Consider the following 19,356-nt stretch of genomic DNA (forward strand, 5'->3'; position numbering starts at 1 on the left):
CCCGTTTGGTGGCGATAGCGGAGGGGTTCCACACGTACCCATCCCGAACACGACCGTTAAGTCCTCCAGCGCCGATGGTACTTGGACCGCAGGGTCCTGGGAGAGTAGGACGCCGCCAAGCGAGTATTCTACATCACATGTGTACATGTATGTGTCACTCATGTTTTATAGTTTACATATATGAAGCAATTGCTTATATTCCCTGATAGCTCAGTTGGTAGAGCACTCGACTGTTAATCGAGTTGTCACAGGTTCGAGTCCTGTTCGGGGAGCCATATATGGAGAGGTGTCCGAGCTGGCCGAAGGAGCACGATTGGAAATCGTGTAGGCGCCACAAGCGTCTCGAGGGTTCGAATCCCTCTCTCTCCGCCAGACAGAGTCTTACATATGTGGCCCGTTGGTCAAGCGGTTAAGACACCTCCCTTTCACGGAGGTAACAGGGGTTCGATTCCCCTACGGGTCACCAATAGCATATTTTACAATGACGCGGGGTGGAGCAGCCCGGTAGCTCGTCGGGCTCATAACCCGAAGGCCGCAGGTTCAAATCCTGCCCCCGCAACCAATTTTATTCCTTAGAGGAATATATTCAATGTGGAACCGTGGTGTAGTTGGCCTAACATGCCTGCCTGTCACGCAGGAGATCGCGGGTTCGAATCCCGTCGGTTCCGCCATTTTTTACAAGGGACATTAGCTCAGTTGGTAGAGCACCTGACTCTTAATCAGGGTGTCGAAGGTTCGAACCCTTCATGTCCCACCATATTTTTTAAATTGTGCGCGTGTGGCGGAATTGGCAGACGCACTAGACTTAGGATCTAGCGTTTCACGACGTGGGGGTTCAAGTCCCTCCACGCGCACCATCTTTTCATTGGAATGACTGAATGGCATAATCATTTCATAACATCGGGACGTAGCTCAGCTTGGTAGAGCACCTGGTTTGGGTCCAGGGGGTCGCATGTTCAAATCGTGTCGTCCCGATATTTTATTTTTGCGGGTGTAGTTCAATGGTAGAACTTCAGCCTTCCAAGCTGATAGCGTGGGTTCGATTCCCATCACCCGCTTAGAGATTAATAAGCGAATAGTTAGTTTTAAACAGAAAGAGCTGCGGTTTCCCCGTAGCTCTTTTTTGTTTATATAATTTTTTTTTCAATTAGGCCAGTAATTATAGAAAACAATTTAAATTAGGTGCTTTACGAATAATGGCTCCAGATTGTCGAAGTTTTGTAACGATATAGGTGTCGTCTTCTGCAAAAGAGTTGGCTAGCGCGAGTGAGCCTGCACTGGTATGCATTTTATCTCCGGTATTTATAATTATCTTTCAATAATTTCGGAATCCCGTGGAGTGCTCCTCGAGCGCCTTGTAATGCCCGTTCGCTATCTAAGGCCTCCGCAATGAATAGAACATCTGGATTGATCTCTAGCACGGAGTTAATCGTCAGGCTATTCTAATCATGATGTGCTATACGATCAAGATACATGAGGACTAGATTCCTAGAAGTGATATCGCCTGACTCTGGGGCAGCTTGAATATCTGAGATCGTGGCCTCTACGATTTCAAAAGACATGATAAGCACACTTCTTTCTATATCATTATTTTCCAAAATAAGTATAACTGGTTTTGGTTATTTTGCACAAAGAATGTAGAATTATTTTCTATTATTTGAACAAAAGGGTGTACAATTCCTCGAACAAGCCGTTATATATAAGTAAGACTTTAAAAAGAGATGGAAGGTGATCACGATGATACGGTTTGGAATCATTGGAACCAACTGGATAACGGAACGTTTCGTTCAAGCAGGGATCGAGTCAGAATTTTTTAAATTAAGTGCAGTTTACTCACGTACAGAGGAAAAAGGGAGAACTTTTGCAAATAAATATGATATTCCACACGTGTACACGAACTTGGAGGAAATGGTATCGAGTGATGAAGTAGATGCTGTCTATATTGCGAGTCCTAATTCACTTCATGCTAAACAAGCTATCGTATGTATGAATCACGGTAAACATGTCTTATGCGAGAAACCTATGGCTTCGAATGTGAAAGAGCTTGTAGAGATGATAGATACAGCCCGAACAAATGATGTTCTGTTAATGGAAGCTATGAAATCGACACTCATGCCGTGTTATCAGATCTTGAAAGATAACTTGTATAAAATAGGGCGGGTACGACGCTATTTTGCAAGTTTCTGCCGGTATACATCTAGCTATGAAGAATTACAGAATGGAAGTGGAAGTATTCCAAATGTCTTCAATCCAGCATACTCTAGTGGCTCATTAATGGATTTGGGTGTCTATTGTATTTATCCAATGGTGACTCTCTTCGGCAAACCAGAATCCATTGAAGCTGTGGGTGTATTACTATCGACTGGGGCAGACGGAGAAGGAAGTATGGTTATACGATACAACAAGATGGATGCAGTGATTATGCATTCTAAAATTACGGATTCCTATCTGCCTGTAGAAATTCAGGGAGAAAACGGGACGCTGGTTATGGATAAAATTAGTTCACCACAAGATATTAAGATTCATTATAGTGATGGTACGATTGAAGACCTTAATCAACCAGATGCACATAAGCCAATGTATTATGAAATTCAAGAGTTCATCAGGTTATTGCAGAGTAATCAACGAGATAGCAACGTAAATTCACTTGCCAATTCACTGATTGTTGCAGAGGTGATGGAGGAGGCAAGAAGACAGATCGGACTTCAATTTGAAGCAGATTTGTTGTAGTACAGAATAGGTTGATCTATCAATAAAATAGTACATGAAATCGTGACCGCTCCTGAGTGAGGATGGTTGAATGGGTATTTTTTACGTTAAAATTATAGTTATTGAAAAAAGGGACCCCTGTGCTATGGTTATAACTGGCTTAGGAGCCCCTTGCTTTATAAGAAGCGATGTTCTATTGTCGAATATCTGTCTTCCGAATGAACTCAGCAGCAGCATCCCTAATAGAATCGGCGCTTGCTATAGCTGATATAACAGAGACGCCATCTGCGCCCGCCATGATTATAGCTGAAGCATTATCTGATGTGATTCCACCTATTCCAACTAAGGGAATATCAATACCTTGTGTACGTATGTCATGAAGAAGTCTTGTACCCTGTACTGCCTGGGCATCATCTTTGGATTGCGTTGGATAAATAGGACCTATACCCAAATAGTTAGCTCCATCTTGGATCGCTTGCTGAACTTCTTCGATCGTATGAGCAGATACACCGATGATCGTGTGGGGACCTAACTTTTTACGGATGGAACTTGCGGGTTCATCATCTTGCCCAACATGGACACCATCCGCGTCAATAGCAATAGCTAGATTAATATCATCGTTCACGATGAATGGGATTCGGTGTTCCCGACATAACTTCTGGAGTTGTTGGGCTAATGCAAGCTTAGCTTGTCCGACTAATGCGTCAGGACCCTTTTCACGAAATTGAAACATGGTAATACCGCCAGAGATCGCCTCGAACAACACGTCTACAGGATCCTTGTGGCAGTTGATACTTCCCATAATGAAGTAAAGTCTGAGCGATGAACGAATGGCATTGAACTTAGCATCAGCGGGAGACATATTCTTCACCCCGTTGTCTTCTCTGGTATGCAAAATGGTTCGTAGGACCATGACCTGAACCGATACCTAATTGATCTTCAATCGCCGATTGAATGAATGATTTCGCAATCTGAACAGCTTCAAGTACAGATTTCCCTTTGGCTAATTCTGCTGTTATGGCTGCTGAATAGGTACAACCCGTACCATGCGTATGTCTCGTCTCAATTCGCGTATTCTCCATATAAATATATTCATGTCCATCATAGAGTAGATCCACAACTTGTTCGGTAGAAGCATCATGTCCACCTTTCATCACGACATACTGACTACCCATCTGATAGATGACCTTAGCAGCTTCTTCCCGATCACTTAGGGATTGAATCGTCATTCCGGTAAGTATCTCTGCTTCAGGTACGTTAGGCGTGGTTACAAGAGCAAGTGGGAGCAGAGCTCGAATAACGGATTGAACGGCTTCTTGTTGCAACAGAGGAGAGCCACCTTTGGCCACCATAACAGGATCAATGACCAAGTTCGACCAATTGTACTGCCGTATTTTATCAGCAACGATTCGAATAATCTCTTTGCTAAATAACATCCCCGTCTTTAAGGAATCAGGTCTTAAATCAAGCCCAATGGAGTCTAACTGCATCGTAACGGCTTCGATACTTGAAGGGAAGACCCCTTGAACTCCTAACGTATTCTGTGCGGTTAGCGCAGTAATGGACGTCATTCCGTATACACCTAATTCTTGAAATGTCTTCACATCCGCCTGAATGCCAGCGCCGCCTCCGCTATCTGAACCTGCAATGGTCAAAGCTTTATATATACTCATAGTGTAACCTCCAATTCATTTGCTTCTAATTTCTTCGTATGTTTTGTATGCCAGAACTGTAATACTCTCTATTAAAGTTTGTGAATGATAGCTCTTTGTTGAACAACTTCTGGAGATACCATCGCTAATTGATTCAAGAATTCGATCTGAAAACTTCCAGGTCCTTGAGTTAGTGTGTGCTCAGCGGCTATTTCTGCTGCAATGCCATAGAAGGTAACAGCCTCTAAAACGGATTCTAAGTCTTGATGTTCAGCAACGCTTAAAAAGGCTGCAATCACAGACCCAAGTAAACATCCGGATCCCGTAACTTGTGTCATCATCCGATGACCGTTACTAGCAATATAGGTAGTCTGTCCGTCTGCAATGATATCATCTTGACCAGTAACGACTACAATACAATCTAATTTAAGAGCTGCCTTTTGCGCTAACTGAATCACATTACCCTCACCCGAACCAGCATCGACCCCTTTAATGGACCATTTCTCACCAACAACATGGGCTACTTCAGCGACATTTCCGCGAAGTACGGTAAGTTTAACTTCTTGAGATATTTGTTGTGCTATAGTCGTGCGATAGGAAGTAGCACCTGCACCGACTGGATCAAAAACGACGGGAACATGATTCTCATTGGCTGATTGACCTGCGATAAGGATTGATTCTACAATCCGTTCATTCAGAGTACCCATGTTGAGTAGAACGGCATCTGCAAGTTTTGCCACTTCGGCAACTTCTTCTTGGCCATCTGCCATAAAGGGGGAGGCACCTAAGGCAAGTAACCCATTTGCAGTGAAATTGGTAACTACCGTATTGGTTATGTTGTGAACAAGTGGATTCTTTTGACGTACCTTTTGTAGAAATGACATCATTATTTCCTCCTTAGAATGAATTAGAAATTGATAAATGCATCATTAACGTCTATCGATTTGGATAGCAGCTTGTTACTGATTAACCATTGTTAAACGTTCTTCCATGATTCTGGAGCTTGGTATCCGAAAGGATGGCCTTCAGGGTCCATAAGAGGTAATAGAATCTGTAAGCTCTTCGTTTCTATTTCTTTATCGAGTGGTGATGTCTGGTCTTCATGTTCGAAAAGTATAGAAAGAGCTTGATCAGGATGTTGTTGTATGTATTCTTGCCCTTCGCCAATGGCTGTAATAAATTTAGCCAATAGCTCATGGTTCTCTTTCATACCTTGATCGCTTGCGACAAGTACGAGTTCATAATAATCGGGTACTCCATAATCTGTAGGATTCATAGCGAGCATGGGGTGCCCTTGCTTAGCTAGGATCAGTTGTTCGTGATTGATGAAACCACCCATTATGGCATCAACTTTTGAAGTAGCGATTGATGGAATCAGATCATAACCTAGATTGACCATGTTGACCTTCTCAGGATCTCCTCCATCGTTCCTAATCATCGCTTCATATAGAGGAATGGACGAGTATCCAACGGTTGTACCTACTAGGTCTTTAGGGGAATAATTGTTCCATCAGCAGGCACCATGAGATGATTGAGCGGATGTCTCACGATTGCGGAGATCGATTTCACTGGAATATGTTCACCGCGTGCCATAAGTACCTGTGGTTGATAGCTAAGGGACAGATCAATTTGTCCAGCGGCAACTAATTTTAAAGAGTCGTTGGTATCTGCTGGCATTTGAATCGTAACGTTTAATCCTTGTTCCGCGAAATATCCATTCTTTTGTGCTGCGTACAAGAAGGAATGAACAGCATTTGGATACCAATCGAGCATGATCGATAGGTCTTGAAGTTGTTCTTTTTCCGCAGATGAAGAGAGTTGCGAAGTGACTTGCTGCTGTGAACTCGTTCCATAACGACAACCTGTGATTGATAAAAGAGTGCATATTAGTAGTATGGTTATCGTTGCTTTCCTAGTTGATGTCATTTCGTAGTTCCTCTCCTCTTAAGAAATTGTTTCTCTAAGATTACAATCAACATAAAAAGGGAAATGCCAAGTAAAGAGAGGATAAGTATGAATGCGAACATGGCATCTGTATGCATATTGCTCGACATTCGACGACTAAAGTAACCTAACCCCTTCGTACCTCCTAACCATTCGCCAATGGTAGCTCCCACGACACAATATACGATGGAGAGCTTCAGTCCTGAGAAAAAGGAAGGCAAGGCCAGCGGAACTTCAATCTTCCGAAGAATATCCCAACGGTTAGCTCCCATCGTCATCAGTAGCTCTATATAATCGCGATCACCCTTCTTAAGGCCATCATAAGTACTCACAACGATCGGAAAGAAGGCCGTCAGGAAGATCACGGCAACTTTGCTCCAAAGGGTGTAACCAAACCACATGATGAAGATAGGAGAAAGTGCGATTAAAGGTATAGTCTGGCTAATAATCAAGAAAGGATAGAAAGCTTTCTCAATTGAACGAAAGATATGCATAGCCGTAGCCAAAATAGTGCCAACGATGACAGAGAATATAAAACCTAAAGAAACCTCTTCTAAAGTAGCGATCAAATGTTGACCAAGCAATAGCTGCCGATTGTTGAATAATGCACGGACAATTGAGCTTGGCGCGGGAATAATAAAAGAAGGGACCCAGCCTAATGTGACAACGGACTCCCAAGATAGTAAGAGTACAAGTAAGACAAGTACAAACCATCCATAATCAAGTGCCCAGCGTTTAAGTAACATGTAGTCGTCTCTCCAAATTCTGTCTCAATTCTATAAACTGAGGGTCGTAGTTCATTTCGTAATGTCTCGGTCTAGGGAGATTTACGACGATTTCTTGTATTCCTTGATCACTGTCATGGGACATAAGGAAGATTCGGTCACTTAATAGAATAGCTTCTTCTAAATCATGTGTAATGAAGAGAACCGTCTTATGTAGCTCATCCCAAAGTTCAAGTAACCAACGATGCATGTCTCTTTTTGTCATGGCGTCAAGTGCACCAAAGGGTTCATCTAGTAGCATTAAATCTTGGCCCGTAATTAGTGTTCTGAGAAAAGCGACACGTTGTCGCATACCACCGGATAATTCATCTGGAAAGGCAAGTTCATATTTTCCTAAGCCGAGGCGGTGTAAGATTTCCTTAATCTCTGTGATAGTATCCTCTTTGTTTCTACGGGATTGTTCTCGATTAAGCTCCCAAGGGAGTAGACAATTGTCTAGAACGGTTCGCCAGGGTAGAAGGAGATCCTTTTGAGGCATATATGCGACTGTTCCTAATCGATGTGTGACTTGTTCTCCATGTATCCGAATTTCCCCACTTAGGGGCTCTAAAAGTCCAGCGATTAACTTGAATAGGGTACTCTTGCCACAACCACTTGCTCCAATAATGGAAATGAATTCACCTGCATGAACTTGGAGGGACAACTGTTGAAACAGCGGAGATTCATTAGGTCGGTGTGCAAAAGAGTAGGATAAATCATGTAGTGATAAAATTGGTGGGATCCCCTCGCTTTCTGTAAAATAAACAAATAAAGACCCAACCATTTCCGGAGGGAAATGAGTGGGTCAAAAAGTCCAATCAAGCTAATCATCGCATGAGTTGAAGATTTCGTTCCACTTCCCTCCGCTGGTATAATCCAGATCAGGTTCCAAGGGTCCGGAAATTCTTAGCTCCATCTCAGTCGTTAGACTCCCCTAGTGAAATACAAAGGTCTTATTCAATTAATAACCCATCCAATATAACATACTTTGGATATAAGTAAATAGAGGAATCAATGTTGGTCTCTTGATTACGTATCGTGATCACGGACAGCGCGTCCTCAACTTTGAAGGGTGAAAGTGGGGTAGGGCTGTTTTTTTGTCATGCAAATTTGATGAGTGAAGGATTGAAGAAAGGAAACGATCGGATATATAGATAAATATATATATATAGCTACACATGCATCTGGTTAACATCGAACGAGATGTGTCGCGTAGCTCTGGTATTTTGTTTAGTATATTGGATAAGGTAAATGGGAAATAGTTGATAAGGTAATAGAAGAGTATATAAGGAAAGTGGAAAAGAGTCGGTGAAAGTAATGAAAAGGAGTGGGTATAAAGTAAATAGAATTGAGTAGGGGAAAGTGAAATAGTTGATATAAGGTAAATAGAAAGTAGTGGAGGTAATTTAAATAGAAAACAGTTAGTGGATACTCGCTACACATTGAGGAACTTAACAATATTGATGTAACGTTCAAGGCCTATGGCGACGCAAGTATCAAGGCTAATAGCTAATACTAACTAATAACGAAGACTATAGGTGTTATGCGAGCGAAAAGTAATATTTGTGGTTAGGAGACTTACAACTTCTGATTTTGTTCAGTCTCTAAATACTTGGAAAAGAAATGCCAAATAACAATAACAATATTGAATATTCAATACGAATATGAGTGTAACTTGAATTTGCAATTCATCAAGTAGGCGATATTTGTTAAAAGGAACATGAAATAACAGGAATTCTCCTGTTATTTATGACTTGTACACTCTTAGCAGAACACTTAGCTACAAATTTCCTGTTAAATGAAATGATCAGCCACCATGTGGGGTTAGAAGGACTGTATTATATCGATTGAGACCCACCGATTGGCGTAACGCGGACTGCATTACCTCGGTTAACATAACGCGGACTGCATTACCTTGGTTAGCGTAACACGACTGCATTACCTAGATTGAGATACCACCGATCCATGTAACAAGGATTGCATTACCTCGATTGACGAACAAGGAACGTATTACTTCGATCCACGTATCGGGGAACGCATTACGTCAATTGACGTAACAAAGATTGTAATACTTCGATCCACGCAACAACGAACGCATTACTTCAATCGATGTATTACAGAATACGTCCCTATTCCACGGCCCAAAATTACCGCCACTTAAGCTTCTACAGCTTATGGAATGTATACATGAAGAGATCATAATAATTCTAATACACTTCACCGTCTGAATCGTTATTAATGGAGATTAATACGATGGCTACTTCATTCCCTACATTCTTAACGTAATGAGGTATGCAGGCTTTCCAACTAAAAGAGTCGCCCGCACTTAGAGTAGCAGAATCTTCCCCTTGTTCGACGTATAAGGTGCCTTGTATGATGAAATGCATCTCTTCACCTGCATGCGCATGAGTATCCTCTGTTGAGGCGCCTGGGGGCATCTCAACTAGCATCATTCGTACATTACCACGATTCGTTAGATGTTCAACTTCAAAGTTCTTCTTACCGTGAATAGTCTTTCGTCGTTCGTCTTTGCGTATGATTTGCATTCGTTCTTCGTTCTTTAATAGAAGAAATGCGAGTGGTACGTGTAATGCTTGGGCAATGCTATCTAAAGTAGCTATGGATGGGGATGTCTTATTGTTCTCTACTTGACTCATAAATCCTTGTGATAATCCAGTACGTTCACATATTTGCTGAATAGACCAGTTTTTCCTTTTGCGAATGGACCGGATATTTGAACCAATATCCATAATAATCTCTCCTAATTGAATCTTTTTATTTATAATACCAAATAAATATTGACTAAGCAAAACAATCATGATAAATTTATCTTATTAAATAAATATTTCTATTACAAATATATTGCTTAAATATGATCGTAATAATTAGCGAGAGGAAGATGGTTATGACACACCAAATACATCCAAGTACTGAGATTGGCTTAGTGAAACTTAAGATTAGCGATCTGAAACGTTCCGTTACTTTTTATACAGAGGTCGTAGGATTACGAATTCTGAACCAAACGGAGAATATGGCAGAGCTTACGGTAGACGGTAGACATCCTTTGTTAATATTAGAGCAAATAGCGAATGCTGTAGTTCTTCCTGAAAGGTCTGTAGCAGGGTTATATCATTTCGCCATTCTGGTGCCAGATCGAGTTTCTTTGGGATTATCGTTGAAAAATTTAATTAAAAATAACATAGATGTAGGCCAAGGAGATCATCTAGTGAGTGAGGCTCTGTATATTAATGATCCTGATAACAATGGTATTGAGATCTATGCAGATCGACCCAAGGATAGCTGGAAACGTGATGCAGCTGGGGAATATATCATGACAACTGATCCAGTTGATGTAGATGGCTTACTTGCGATATCCGAAGGGAAGTCTTGGAGCGGGTTAGCGGAAGGCACTATCATTGGACATGTACATTTCCATGTATCTGACCTGCAAAAGGCAGAGGAATTCTACTGCGGTATTCTGGGGTTTGATGTTACCGCTCATTATGGGGGAATGGCGTTATTTATATCTGCAGGAGGGTACCATCACCACATTGGATTGAATACCTGGGCTGGAGTCGGGGCTCCGCCTGCACCAGATGAAGCCGTAGGATTAGATCATTTCACATTAGTCCTGCCTACTCATGCTGATCTTGATGCTGTGATCGTACAATTAAAGAATGCGGGGACTACTGTAACTTATCATGACGGTGGTTGGTTCGTGAAAGATCCGTCCAATATTTCATTAAAGCTACTGAGTCAGAATTAAAATAGAAGAGATTGAAGACGTTATATAAAATATAAAAAACATTAAAAGGTGCTGGATCATTCCAGCACCTTTTTGTTACAGAAAAGTATAAAGAGATTAGGTCCAATACCAGAAGAAACCGTCACGATCCCACGCTGCTCGTCCATTGTGTAACTTTTTAAAGGCCTTTTTAACATCTTTGGATATGGATTGGTTGCCATTATCATTCACGTAAATAAAGTCTTCACCGAAGTTGTCAAAGATATGCTTAACCGCATCGATTTGATTTAATTTACCTTTATCCTTTAATTCGGATGCCATCCATTCAGCCACTTGATCTGCTGTAAATTCCATTTGTATCAATCCTCGCCATATATTATGTAATGAAAAATGCAGCTTGCCTACCATTGTAGGAGAAGCTGCATTTCTCATTATAAACATCTCTAATTAATTATACCAGCCCCATACGAAGATGAACATCGATCCAAAGATCGTGACCAGACCAACGAAAAGAGCATAGGCAATATTGATGTAGAGTTCCTTTTTGGTACTAGCCATTTCACTAATGTGCATGAACACAAACAGCTGCAAGGAAGCCTGTATGATGGCTGTAACAACTAAGATCGCCATCTTAGAAGCAAAAGGAATATCAAGTAAAGCAGTTAATGCAATGGCCGAAAGGATGAGGGAGGATAGATAGCCCATTACATGGCGAATTGGAAATAGCTGTTTCATCATGTCACATCAGTCCTTTCAGGTAAACAAAGCTAAAGATAAAGATCCAGACAACGTCTAGGAAATGCCAGTAAAGAGAGAAGATAAAGGATTTATTGGCAGTTGCCAATGTAAACCCTTGTCTCTTAACTTGGAGTAAGATAGATGCTCCCCATAATATACCAAAGCTTACGTGAGCTCCATGTGTTCCTAGTAGTACGAATAAGCTGGATGTAAAGGCACTTGTCGATAATGTTGCTCCTTCATGTACATAAGTGAAGAATTCCGTGATTTCAATGCCAAGGAAACCTAGACCCATGAGCAACGTAAGACCAAAGAAGATCATCATCGGTTTCTTCAAACCAAGTCTCATACTGTGAACTGCTAGACCAATTGTAAAGCTACTTGTAAGTAGCAAGAATGTTTCCCATAGAACACCTGATAATTCGAACAACTCAGGACCATTTGGACCAGTTGCATAACGATTCACTAAAACGAAATACACGGTGAATAAGGTGGCGAAGAGAGCAATTTCAGCTCCTAGAAAGATCCAAAAACCAAAGACCTTGTTACTATTCTCCTCTGACCCATACTCAAGCGGTTTAGTGGCATCTATTTTCATAGCGTTTCACCCCGCAATTTCTTTTCTGTTTCAATAATTTCTTCGACGGATATGATAATGCCATGATCTCGGTCGAAGGACATTGTAGCCATTACGATTATAATTCCGATACCAAATATAATCGCTGGAATAAACCAACTGAATACTAATGAGAATCCAAAGGCGAAGAAGATACCCGCAAGAATAACTGGTTTACCACTATTACTTGGTAAGTGGATCGGTTCGATCTCACCATCAAAGATAGGTTGGTTATCATGTTTAGCAGACCACAATGCATCTCTACCCTTGACGTTTGGAGTTATAGCGAAGTTGTATGCAGGAATCGGGCTACTTGTTGCCCATTCCAACGTACGTGCATCCCATGGATCTCCATTTGTGTCACGTGGACTATAACGGATACTGTAGTAAATATTATACACAAGTATGATGAAACCGAAGGCAAGACCTAGTGCACCAGCAAACGAAAGTAAGTTGAGTGGACCAAAGCCTGTTTCTGCTGAATAGGTATACGTACGACGTACCATCCCTTTCAATCCTAGGAAGAATAGTGGGAAGAAGGTTACGTTAAATGAAACTGCAATCCACCAGAATGCATGTTTTCCAAGACGGTCATTAAGTTTGAAGCCGAATACCTTAGGGAACCAATAGTGGAAGCCCGCAATAACGGCAAAGACTGTACCAGGAATGAGAACATAGTGGAAATGGGCTACCAAGAACATCGTATTATGATATTGATAATCGGCACTAGCCATAGCTAGCATGACACCCGTTACACCACCAATTGTGAAAATTGGAATAAAGGCAAGTGAATAGAGCATCGGGGTCGTGAAGCTGATCTTACCCTTACGAAGGGTAAATAGCCAGTTAAAGATTTTGACTCCTGTAGGAACGGATATCGCCATTGTTGTAATGGAGAAGAATCCATTGACCATAGCGCCTTGACCCATTGTATAGAAGTGATGCGCCCATACTAAGAAGGACAAGAGTGAGATAACGACCATACTCCAGACCATGGAGGTATAACCGTACAAATTCTTCTTCGAGAATGTCGCGATAATTTCACTGAATATCCCGAATGCAGGAAGAATAACGATATATACTTCAGGATGTCCCCATACCCAGAATAGGTTGGCCCATAACATATCCATCCCACCGTTAGACATGGTAAAGAATTGAGATCCGAAGATTCGGTCAAACATCATTAGAGCAAGTGCAACTGTAAGAACTGGGAAAGCAAATGTAATAATAACACTTGTAATCAAGGATGACCAAGTAAACATCGGCATCCGCATAAGCTTCATGCCTGGTGCACGCATCTTAAGGATCGTTACAATGAAGTTAATCCCTGTCAGCAATGTACCAATACCTGAAATCTGTAAAGCGAGAGAGTAATAGTTATTTCCTACCGTAGGACTAAACTCTAGACTTGCAAGCGGGAAGTAAGCTGACCAACCTGCATCTGGAGATCCTCCGATAACAAACGAAAGATTTAACAACATAGCACCTGCGAAGAAAAGCCAGAAGCTAATAGCATTCAAACGTGGGAATGCAACGTCTCTTGCACCAATCTGGAGCGGTATGACGACATTCATAATACCAATAATAAATGGCATAGCCATGAATAGAATCATGATCAGACCATGTGTTGTGAAAATCTCATTGTAATGTTGCGCATCCAGAAACTTGTTCTCGGGAACGGCTGTCTGAAAGCGCATCATGATGGCATCTACCCCGCCACGGAACAACATAATCAGAGCGGAAAGGATGTACATAACCCCGATACGTTTATGATCTACAGTGGTTAGCCATTCGCGCCATAGGTAACCCCATTTTTTAAAGTAAGTAAGACCGACGATGATTGCAACAGTAGCAAGAACAATACTTGCCATCGCACCGTAAATCATCGGTTCACCGGTAACGAAAAATTCGTCCCATTTCATTAGGATTTGACTCCTTTCAGTTTATATATGAAAATTAAAGTTAGATGTATTAAGAAGTGATTTAAATATTTGTTACTTTCTTAATGTCCATCATGACCTTCGTGACCAGTGTAATCAGTGTTATCGATATCTTTGTCACTATCTTCAGCTGGAGATGAAGGTAAAGGTTGATTTGGATCTACATTAGGAACAGTATCGAACTCTGTTTGTTCAGGTTCTGTAGCTGGTGCAGGATGCACATCTTTGTTATCCTGATGTTCCATATTGCCATTCTCCATATCCGTATGGTTCATATGATCAGAATGATCACCTGGTGCTGGACTAAACGATAAGTGTGTATTTGAGAAAGACTCGCGTCCAACATATGCAGTAGACAGTAAGTTTTTAAACTCTTTTTCCTCCAAAGAAGGGGCGGTTGTCTTAACCTCATCTACCCATTCAACAAACTTTGTAGGAGTCATAGCAAGTGTTTCAAATTCCATCTGTGCTGTACCTTTACCACTGAAGTTAGAATTTCTTCCTAAATAAGATCCTTGTTCGTCAGCAACCAAATTCAAGGTATTCACCATGTCACTCATGGCATATTTCTGTCCAGCTAGCTGAGGTATCCAAAGACTTGTAATTGGACCGAAAGAATACAATCGTAATTCAATTGGACGATTAACTGGGATGTTAAGATAGTTTACTGTTTCAATCCCTTCCTCTGGGTAACTGAAATGCCACTTCCAGTTAGATGAAGCTGCATAAATCACCAAAGGCTCCTGATCTTGATAACCTTCAGGAATTTTCTCCACTGTACTTGTTGATGTTACCGTTACTACCGAAAGAATAGTTACAATGATAATAGGGATGGTTATCCATATAACTTCAAGCCATTTATTCCCTTCCTCATGTGGAGGCATGTAATCTGCTTTTGATTTGCTCGCTCTATATTTCACTAAGAACACGACATATAGAACATATACTACAAGTAACACCAAGGCCATCATCAAGATTGAGAAAATGATCGTATCGGTTAAGGTTCTTGCAGCAGGACCTTTAGGGTTTAATACCGTAAGTGAACTACATCCTGATAAGAGCAAAACAAAGCTCGTGAACAGCATTAATAATGATACTCTTTTTTTCATGGTAAACTCCTTCCTTTATGAGCTGCATTTAAATGATTACGGATAAACAAGCATAGTTATATATTAGGAATATCTCGCGAATAATGCAAAAGCCATTTTGTTGAACAATTACCATTAAATTGTTGAATTTTGTCTAAACATTTAACAAATTGTGATTAAATTGTTACATTCCAACCTCTGTGTGACATAAATCACTGTAATGGCGCAGGTTTAGCTTCGTTCATAGAATGTTCAATTGTTCGTAAAAGTTACTCTAATTGTCACAATTGTAACCCTCAAAATTACGAATGTTCGCTAATTACTTACATTTTTGGTGTCTGACTCGGGGTTCTTGAAAATAGCATACCCAAGTTGCCAAGCGCATATTTTGTTATAATAAGTCATATTTTGTTTAAAATTGGAGTGATGTTCCTGCATCATGTGGAGGGAAGAGAATGGGTACATGTATGGGTTTTCTGAAGAAGTATCGAATCACTGCTGGCGTAGCCATATTGATGATGTTAATTGAGTTGTCTGTGGAATTAATTCAGCCGTTTGTCATTTCTATAATTATTGATAAAGGCATTATTAATCGTGACCTATCTATTGTGTTGCAATGGGGCGGAGTCTTAGTTGCATGTTCGATCATTGCCTTTAGTTCAGGAATTGTTAGTTCTTTCTTTGCTTCTCATGTGAGTCAATCGTTCGCATATGATCTGAGAGAGCGGTTGTATGATAAAGTGCAATCTTTCTCATTAGCGGTATTTGACAGGTTTGCTGCTTCGTCGTTAATAACAAGATTAACGAATGATGTTACGCAACTTCAAAACACTGTATTTATGGGTTTACGAATCATGATGCGTGCTCCTCTACTTATCATGGGTAGTGTTATCATGTCATTTATTGTTCATACAGAGCTTGCCCTATTACTGACTATTACGGTTCCAATATTGCTTGTTTTCCTACTTAGCGTTATGAAAAAAGCAGGCAGATTATTTCGAACCGTGCAAGTTAGATTAGATGCTGTTAATGGTGTGATTCAAGAGAATCTAATAGGTATGAGATTAATCCGAGTCTTTGGACGAATGAAATATGAAACAGAGCGCTTCTCACGTGTAAGTAGCGAATTAATGAAACGAACAGTTTCAGCACTAAGACTGACAGAATTGACGATGCCAATTATTCTGTTAATTATGAATGCTGGGATCCTGGCCGTATTGTGGTTCGGGCAGAGAAAGATAGGCATGGGTGATGCAACCATGGGTGAGGTGGTCGCTGTAGTGAATTATTCCATGCGAACTACAGGTGCATTATCTGTTTTTTCCATGATTGTAGTTAACTTCTCAAGAGCTCGTGCTTCAGCTCAACGTATAGCAGAGGCACTTGAGACGGAGAGTAATCTTGTGGGTGTGACGGAGGGTGAAGATACTTCTTCTATTATTAAAGGGAATGTATCTTTTGAACACGTGACATTTCAATATCCGGATACGCAGGCTGCCGTGTTGCGTGATATTTCATTTGAGACTAGGTCGGGTGTTACGGTTGCTATTATGGGAGCTACGGGTGCAGGGAAATCCTCGCTTCTAGGGCTTATTCCTAGGTTGTACGAACAGAATGAAGGGGTCATCTGGATAGATGGAAAGGATACACGGACGCTTGACGTCTCATATTTACGGGATGCCATTGGTTATGTACCTCAGGAGATGATTCTCTTCGCAGGTACTATTCGAGACAATATTGCTTGGGGTAAACGTGATGCTACTCTCGAAGAAATCATGGAGGCTGCGGAGTTAGCTCAAATTCACGATTCCATTATAAAGTTTCCATTAGGCTACGATACGGTATTAGGGCAAAAAGGTGTTAATCTATCAGGTGGTCAGAAACAAAGGCTGACGATTGCCCGAGCGTTAGTACGTAAACCGAGAATATTATTGCTTGATGATAGCACTAGCGCATTAGATGTAAGAACAGAGTCTGCACTACTTAAAGCTCTGAAGAGTGTGTCATGCACGACGTTGCTTATTACGCAGAAAATAAGCTCTACCATTGGAGCGGATCACATTCTATTGTTGGACGAGGGTTCGCTACTTGCACAAGGAAATCATGAGGAACTATTGGATCATTGCGATCTATATCAGCGTATTTACGAATCCCAGTTCGAAGAGGGAGGTGTACGACATGTGGAAAGAATTAAGTGAGCCTTTCCGTTATCCACGATCTCAGGTAAACAATGTGCAAGAAGAAGTGAAATCTGTCCCTTCCAATAAGAAGGATAAGCGTAAAGCCAAGGATATGGCAGGTACATTGAAAAGATTGTGGATGTACTTATCTTTTCATAAAGGTCGACTCATCCTGGTGCTTATCATGGTATTCTTAAGTTCTGGATTGGCTTTGCTTGGTCCTTACATGATTGGGACAGCGATAGATACATACTTAGAACGTCAAGCAGATTGGGCTTGGTTGTATTTCCTAGGTGGATTAGGAATGGTATATGGATTACATTCACTTTCGTTATGGTTACAAAACATTTGGATGATCTGCATTGCTCAGGAAACCGTATATCGATTGAGGGTGGATTTATTCCAGCAATTACATCGTTTGTCGATTCCCTTTTTCGGAAAACGTCAACAGGGTGAGTTAATGAGTAGGGTCACTAATGATATTGATAATGTTAGTTCAACATTAAATAGCTCTGTTATACAGATTTTCTCTAGTGTACTTACGCTGGTGGGAACAATCATCGTCATGTTATGGCTAAGTCCGTTATTAACGATACTAACGTTTCTAGTTGTACCCTTAATGGTATTAGGTATGCGCTGGATTACTTGGCGTACGGGACCTTTATTTAGGCAACAACAGCGTAATTTGGGAGACTTAAATGGATATGTTGAGGAGACGTTGTCGGGTCAGCGTATTATAAAAGCGTTCTCTCAGGAACAAAAGGTAATGAATGAATTCAGAACACGCAATGAAATGATTAAACAGTCGGGGTTCTGGGCTCAAGCCATATCAGGATTCATTCCGAAATTAATGAATGCATTAAATAACTTGAGTTTTGCCTTGATTGCATGCGTAGGTGGGATCCTAGCGATCCATGGATCGATATCCATTGGTGTTATTGTTATATTCGTCGAGTACGCAAGGCAGTTCACAAGACCATTAAATGATCTGGCGAACCAATGGAATACGATGTTATCTGCGATTGCCGGAGCTGAACGCGTGTTCGAAATCCTTGACGAGGAAGTGGAAGCTAAAGATGAGACAAACGGGATCACTTTAGATAACGTGAGAGGTGCGGTATCTTTCTCACATGTATCATTTGCTTATGATCAAGGGGGAGAAACGTTACATGATATTAGTTTTGAGGCTGCTCCCGGTGAAATGATCGCTCTGGTAGGACCGACTGGTGCGGGCAAAACGTCGTTAATCCAGTTACTTTCAAGATTTTATGAGATAGATAGAGGACAAATCACAATAGATGGCCACGATATTACCCAAATTCGACGAGAAAATTTACGCTCACATATGGCCTTTGTATTGCAAGACTCCTTCCTATTCGAAGGAACAATTCGAGATAATATTCGCTATGGTAAACTTAATGCGACGGATGCAGAGGTTGAGACAGCGGCGAGATTGGCGAACGCTCATTCTTTTATCGAACGGTTGAATGGTGGGTATGATAAGGTACTCAAACATGGCGGAGCTGGGATTAGTCAAGGACAGAAGCAACTTCTGGCCATTGCCAGAGCGATTCTTGCGAATCCTTCCATTCTAATTCTAGATGAAGCAACAAGTAGTATTGATACTGTGACTGAAATTAAGATTCAGTTAGGTCTCCAGAGATTAATGGAGGGACGTACTAGTTTTGTCATAGCTCATAGACTAAATACAATCCGCAAGGCTAATCAAATTCTAGTACTAAAGGATGGTAGACTCATAGAGAAAGGATCTCATGAGGAACTTCTTGAATTACAAGGATTCTATAAAAGCCTGTATGATTCACAGTTAGAATAATGATCAATATTTCAATTCTATTGTTAATGACACTTATGGGCATGCTAGAGGAGATGAAGTACTGAAGCAAGTAGCTACTCAAGTACGGCTTACAGCAGGTGTAGATGATGTGAGCTTTCGATGTCTATTCCCGCGATATAAATAAT

The 19,356-nt window shown here is 41.0% G+C and carries 18 protein-coding genes, 9 tRNA genes, 1 rRNA gene and 1 riboswitch; of the genes, 15 read left to right on the forward strand and 13 right to left on the reverse strand.

The features are described 5' to 3' along the window. The first annotated feature begins 4 nt into the window (after positions 1-4). The 11 genes from rrf (at position 5) to AC1D7X_RS24925 (ending at position 2,730) form a co-directional block, all read left to right on the forward strand. Positions 5-121 (forward strand): 5S ribosomal RNA (rrf, locus tag AC1D7X_RS24875). Between the two features lie 78 nt (positions 122-199). Further along, positions 200-275: transfer RNA gene (locus tag AC1D7X_RS24880), tRNA-Asn, on the forward strand. Positions 276-280: 5 nt separating this feature from the next. Next, positions 281-372, forward strand: a tRNA-Ser gene (locus AC1D7X_RS24885). 19 nt (positions 373-391) lie between these two features. After that, positions 392-466: transfer RNA gene (locus AC1D7X_RS24890), tRNA-Glu, on the forward strand. A gap of 19 nt (positions 467-485) precedes the next feature. Continuing rightward, a tRNA-Met gene (locus AC1D7X_RS24895) sits at positions 486-562 on the forward strand. A 31-nt stretch (positions 563-593) separates the two neighbouring features. Next, positions 594-671 (forward strand) — tRNA-Asp (locus tag AC1D7X_RS24900). Between the two features lie 10 nt (positions 672-681). Next, positions 682-757, forward strand: a tRNA-Lys gene (locus AC1D7X_RS24905). 15 nt (positions 758-772) lie between these two features. Further along, positions 773-857, forward strand: a tRNA-Leu gene (locus tag AC1D7X_RS24910). 44 nt (positions 858-901) lie between these two features. Further along, a tRNA-Pro gene (locus AC1D7X_RS24915) sits at positions 902-975 on the forward strand. A gap of 12 nt (positions 976-987) precedes the next feature. Continuing rightward, a tRNA-Gly gene (locus tag AC1D7X_RS24920) sits at positions 988-1,058 on the forward strand. Positions 1,059-1,737: 679 nt separating this feature from the next. Then, complete coding sequence (locus tag AC1D7X_RS24925; protein WP_495455313.1) at positions 1,738-2,730, forward strand: Gfo/Idh/MocA family protein; 993 nt, start codon at positions 1,738-1,740, stop codon at positions 2,728-2,730. A 172-nt stretch (positions 2,731-2,902) separates the two neighbouring features. On the opposite strand, the gene thiE is transcribed toward AC1D7X_RS24925, so the two are convergent. From thiE to AC1D7X_RS24965, 8 genes are all read right to left on the reverse strand, one after another. Continuing rightward, a complete protein-coding gene (thiE, locus tag AC1D7X_RS24930; protein ID WP_495455666.1) occupies positions 2,903-3,571 on the reverse strand; it encodes a thiamine phosphate synthase in 669 nt (222 codons plus the stop codon). Further along, a complete protein-coding gene (gene thiD, locus AC1D7X_RS24935; RefSeq protein ID WP_495455314.1) occupies positions 3,558-4,382 on the reverse strand; it encodes a bifunctional hydroxymethylpyrimidine kinase/phosphomethylpyrimidine kinase in 825 nt (274 codons plus the stop codon). The genes thiE and thiD overlap by 14 nt, the downstream gene beginning before the upstream one ends. Before the next feature lie 71 nt (positions 4,383-4,453). Further along, positions 4,454-5,245 carry a hydroxyethylthiazole kinase gene (gene thiM, locus AC1D7X_RS24940; RefSeq protein WP_495455667.1) on the reverse strand — a complete coding sequence of 264 codons (792 nt, stop codon included), beginning with the start codon at positions 5,243-5,245 and terminating at the stop codon, positions 4,454-4,456. Between the two features lie 92 nt (positions 5,246-5,337). Then, positions 5,338-5,799: an ABC transporter substrate-binding protein gene (locus AC1D7X_RS24945; protein ID WP_495455315.1), complete on the reverse strand. Its 462-nt coding sequence runs from the start codon at positions 5,797-5,799 to the stop codon at positions 5,338-5,340. Between the two features lie 44 nt (positions 5,800-5,843). Further along, positions 5,844-6,287 carry an ABC transporter substrate-binding protein gene (locus AC1D7X_RS24950; protein ID WP_495455316.1) on the reverse strand — a complete coding sequence of 148 codons (444 nt, stop codon included), beginning with the start codon at positions 6,285-6,287 and terminating at the stop codon, positions 5,844-5,846. Then, entirely contained in the window at positions 6,284-7,051 is a 768-nt protein-coding gene (locus AC1D7X_RS24955) for an ABC transporter permease (RefSeq protein ID WP_495455317.1), read from the reverse strand. Before AC1D7X_RS24955 ends, AC1D7X_RS24950 begins: the two co-directional genes overlap by 4 nt. Next, the gene (locus tag AC1D7X_RS24960) at positions 7,041-7,733 is read right to left on the reverse strand and encodes an ABC transporter ATP-binding protein (RefSeq protein ID WP_495476360.1); all 693 of its coding nucleotides are present in this window, start codon (positions 7,731-7,733) and stop codon (positions 7,041-7,043) included. Before AC1D7X_RS24960 ends, AC1D7X_RS24955 begins: the two co-directional genes overlap by 11 nt. Positions 7,734-7,910: 177 nt before the next feature. Beyond that, positions 7,911-8,015: riboswitch (TPP riboswitch) on the reverse strand. Positions 8,016-9,276: 1,261 nt separating this feature from the next. Continuing rightward, entirely contained in the window at positions 9,277-9,819 is a 543-nt protein-coding gene (locus AC1D7X_RS24965; protein ID WP_495455319.1) for a helix-turn-helix domain-containing protein, read from the reverse strand. Positions 9,820-9,974: 155 nt separating this feature from the next. On the opposite strand from AC1D7X_RS24965, the gene AC1D7X_RS24970 reads away from it, so the two are divergent. After that, entirely contained in the window at positions 9,975-10,835 is an 861-nt protein-coding gene (locus tag AC1D7X_RS24970; protein ID WP_495455320.1) for a VOC family protein, read from the forward strand. Between the two features lie 96 nt (positions 10,836-10,931). Here AC1D7X_RS24970 and AC1D7X_RS24975 read toward each other — a convergent pair whose 3' ends face one another. From AC1D7X_RS24975 to qoxA, 5 genes are all read right to left on the reverse strand, one after another. Continuing rightward, positions 10,932-11,168 carry a DUF6953 family protein gene (locus AC1D7X_RS24975; protein ID WP_495455321.1) on the reverse strand — a complete coding sequence of 79 codons (237 nt, stop codon included), beginning with the start codon at positions 11,166-11,168 and terminating at the stop codon, positions 10,932-10,934. A gap of 93 nt (positions 11,169-11,261) precedes the next feature. Then, positions 11,262-11,549 carry a cytochrome aa3 quinol oxidase subunit IV gene (gene qoxD, locus AC1D7X_RS24980; protein ID WP_495455668.1) on the reverse strand — a complete coding sequence of 96 codons (288 nt, stop codon included), beginning with the start codon at positions 11,547-11,549 and terminating at the stop codon, positions 11,262-11,264. 4 nt (positions 11,550-11,553) lie between these two features. After that, positions 11,554-12,150 carry a cytochrome (ubi)quinol oxidase subunit III gene (locus tag AC1D7X_RS24985; RefSeq protein WP_495455322.1) on the reverse strand — a complete coding sequence of 199 codons (597 nt, stop codon included), beginning with the start codon at positions 12,148-12,150 and terminating at the stop codon, positions 11,554-11,556. Beyond that, positions 12,147-14,090, reverse strand: coding sequence for a cytochrome aa3 quinol oxidase subunit I (gene qoxB, locus AC1D7X_RS24990; protein ID WP_495476361.1), 1,944 nt, complete (start codon positions 14,088-14,090; stop codon positions 12,147-12,149). The genes AC1D7X_RS24985 and qoxB overlap by 4 nt, the downstream gene beginning before the upstream one ends. Positions 14,091-14,170: 80 nt before the next feature. Next, positions 14,171-15,217, reverse strand: coding sequence for a cytochrome aa3 quinol oxidase subunit II (gene qoxA, locus AC1D7X_RS24995; RefSeq protein ID WP_495455324.1), 1,047 nt, complete (start codon positions 15,215-15,217; stop codon positions 14,171-14,173). Between the two features lie 434 nt (positions 15,218-15,651). On the opposite strand from qoxA, the gene AC1D7X_RS25000 reads away from it, so the two are divergent. From AC1D7X_RS25000 to AC1D7X_RS25010, 3 genes are read left to right on the forward strand one after another with little or no spacing between them, the layout of a single operon-like run. Further along, positions 15,652-17,394 (forward strand): ABC transporter ATP-binding protein, encoded by a 1,743-nt coding sequence (locus tag AC1D7X_RS25000; RefSeq protein ID WP_495476362.1) that lies wholly within the window; start codon positions 15,652-15,654, stop codon positions 17,392-17,394. Beyond that, positions 17,375-19,210, forward strand: a complete 1,836-nt coding sequence (locus AC1D7X_RS25005; RefSeq protein WP_495476363.1) for an ABC transporter ATP-binding protein — start codon at positions 17,375-17,377, stop codon at positions 19,208-19,210. Before AC1D7X_RS25000 ends, AC1D7X_RS25005 begins: the two co-directional genes overlap by 20 nt. Before the next feature lie 19 nt (positions 19,211-19,229). Next, positions 19,230-19,355: a diguanylate cyclase domain-containing protein gene (locus AC1D7X_RS25010; RefSeq protein WP_495476369.1), complete on the forward strand. Its 126-nt coding sequence runs from the start codon at positions 19,230-19,232 to the stop codon at positions 19,353-19,355. Position 19,356: the final 1 nt, after the last annotated feature.

The organism is Paenibacillus sp. Y568 (assembly GCF_059445545.1).

Coding starts and splice junctions, on each gene's coding strand:
- AC1D7X_RS24925 (WP_495455313.1), top strand. CDS start 1,738: ATGATACGGTTTGGAATCATTGGAACCAACTGGATAACGGAACGTTTC.
- thiE (WP_495455666.1), bottom strand. CDS start 3,571: ATGTCTCCCGCTGATGCTAAGTTCAATGCCATTCGTTCATCGCTCAGA.
- thiD (WP_495455314.1), bottom strand. CDS start 4,382: ATGAGTATATATAAAGCTTTGACCATTGCAGGTTCAGATAGCGGAGGC.
- thiM (WP_495455667.1), bottom strand. CDS start 5,245: ATGTCATTTCTACAAAAGGTACGTCAAAAGAATCCACTTGTTCACAAC.
- AC1D7X_RS24945 (WP_495455315.1), bottom strand. CDS start 5,799: ATGATTAGGAACGATGGAGGAGATCCTGAGAAGGTCAACATGGTCAAT.
- AC1D7X_RS24950 (WP_495455316.1), bottom strand. CDS start 6,287: ATGACATCAACTAGGAAAGCAACGATAACCATACTACTAATATGCACT.
- AC1D7X_RS24955 (WP_495455317.1), bottom strand. CDS start 7,051: ATGTTACTTAAACGCTGGGCACTTGATTATGGATGGTTTGTACTTGTC.
- AC1D7X_RS24965 (WP_495455319.1), bottom strand. CDS start 9,819: ATGGATATTGGTTCAAATATCCGGTCCATTCGCAAAAGGAAAAACTGG.
- AC1D7X_RS24970 (WP_495455320.1), top strand. CDS start 9,975: ATGACACACCAAATACATCCAAGTACTGAGATTGGCTTAGTGAAACTT.
- AC1D7X_RS24975 (WP_495455321.1), bottom strand. CDS start 11,168: ATGGAATTTACAGCAGATCAAGTGGCTGAATGGATGGCATCCGAATTA.
- qoxD (WP_495455668.1), bottom strand. CDS start 11,549: ATGAAACAGCTATTTCCAATTCGCCATGTAATGGGCTATCTATCCTCC.
- AC1D7X_RS24985 (WP_495455322.1), bottom strand. CDS start 12,150: ATGAAAATAGATGCCACTAAACCGCTTGAGTATGGGTCAGAGGAGAAT.
- qoxB (WP_495476361.1), bottom strand. CDS start 14,090: ATGAAATGGGACGAATTTTTCGTTACCGGTGAACCGATGATTTACGGT.
- qoxA (WP_495455324.1), bottom strand. CDS start 15,217: ATGAAAAAAAGAGTATCATTATTAATGCTGTTCACGAGCTTTGTTTTG.
- AC1D7X_RS25000 (WP_495476362.1), top strand. CDS start 15,652: ATGGGTACATGTATGGGTTTTCTGAAGAAGTATCGAATCACTGCTGGC.
- AC1D7X_RS25005 (WP_495476363.1), top strand. CDS start 17,375: ATGTGGAAAGAATTAAGTGAGCCTTTCCGTTATCCACGATCTCAGGTA.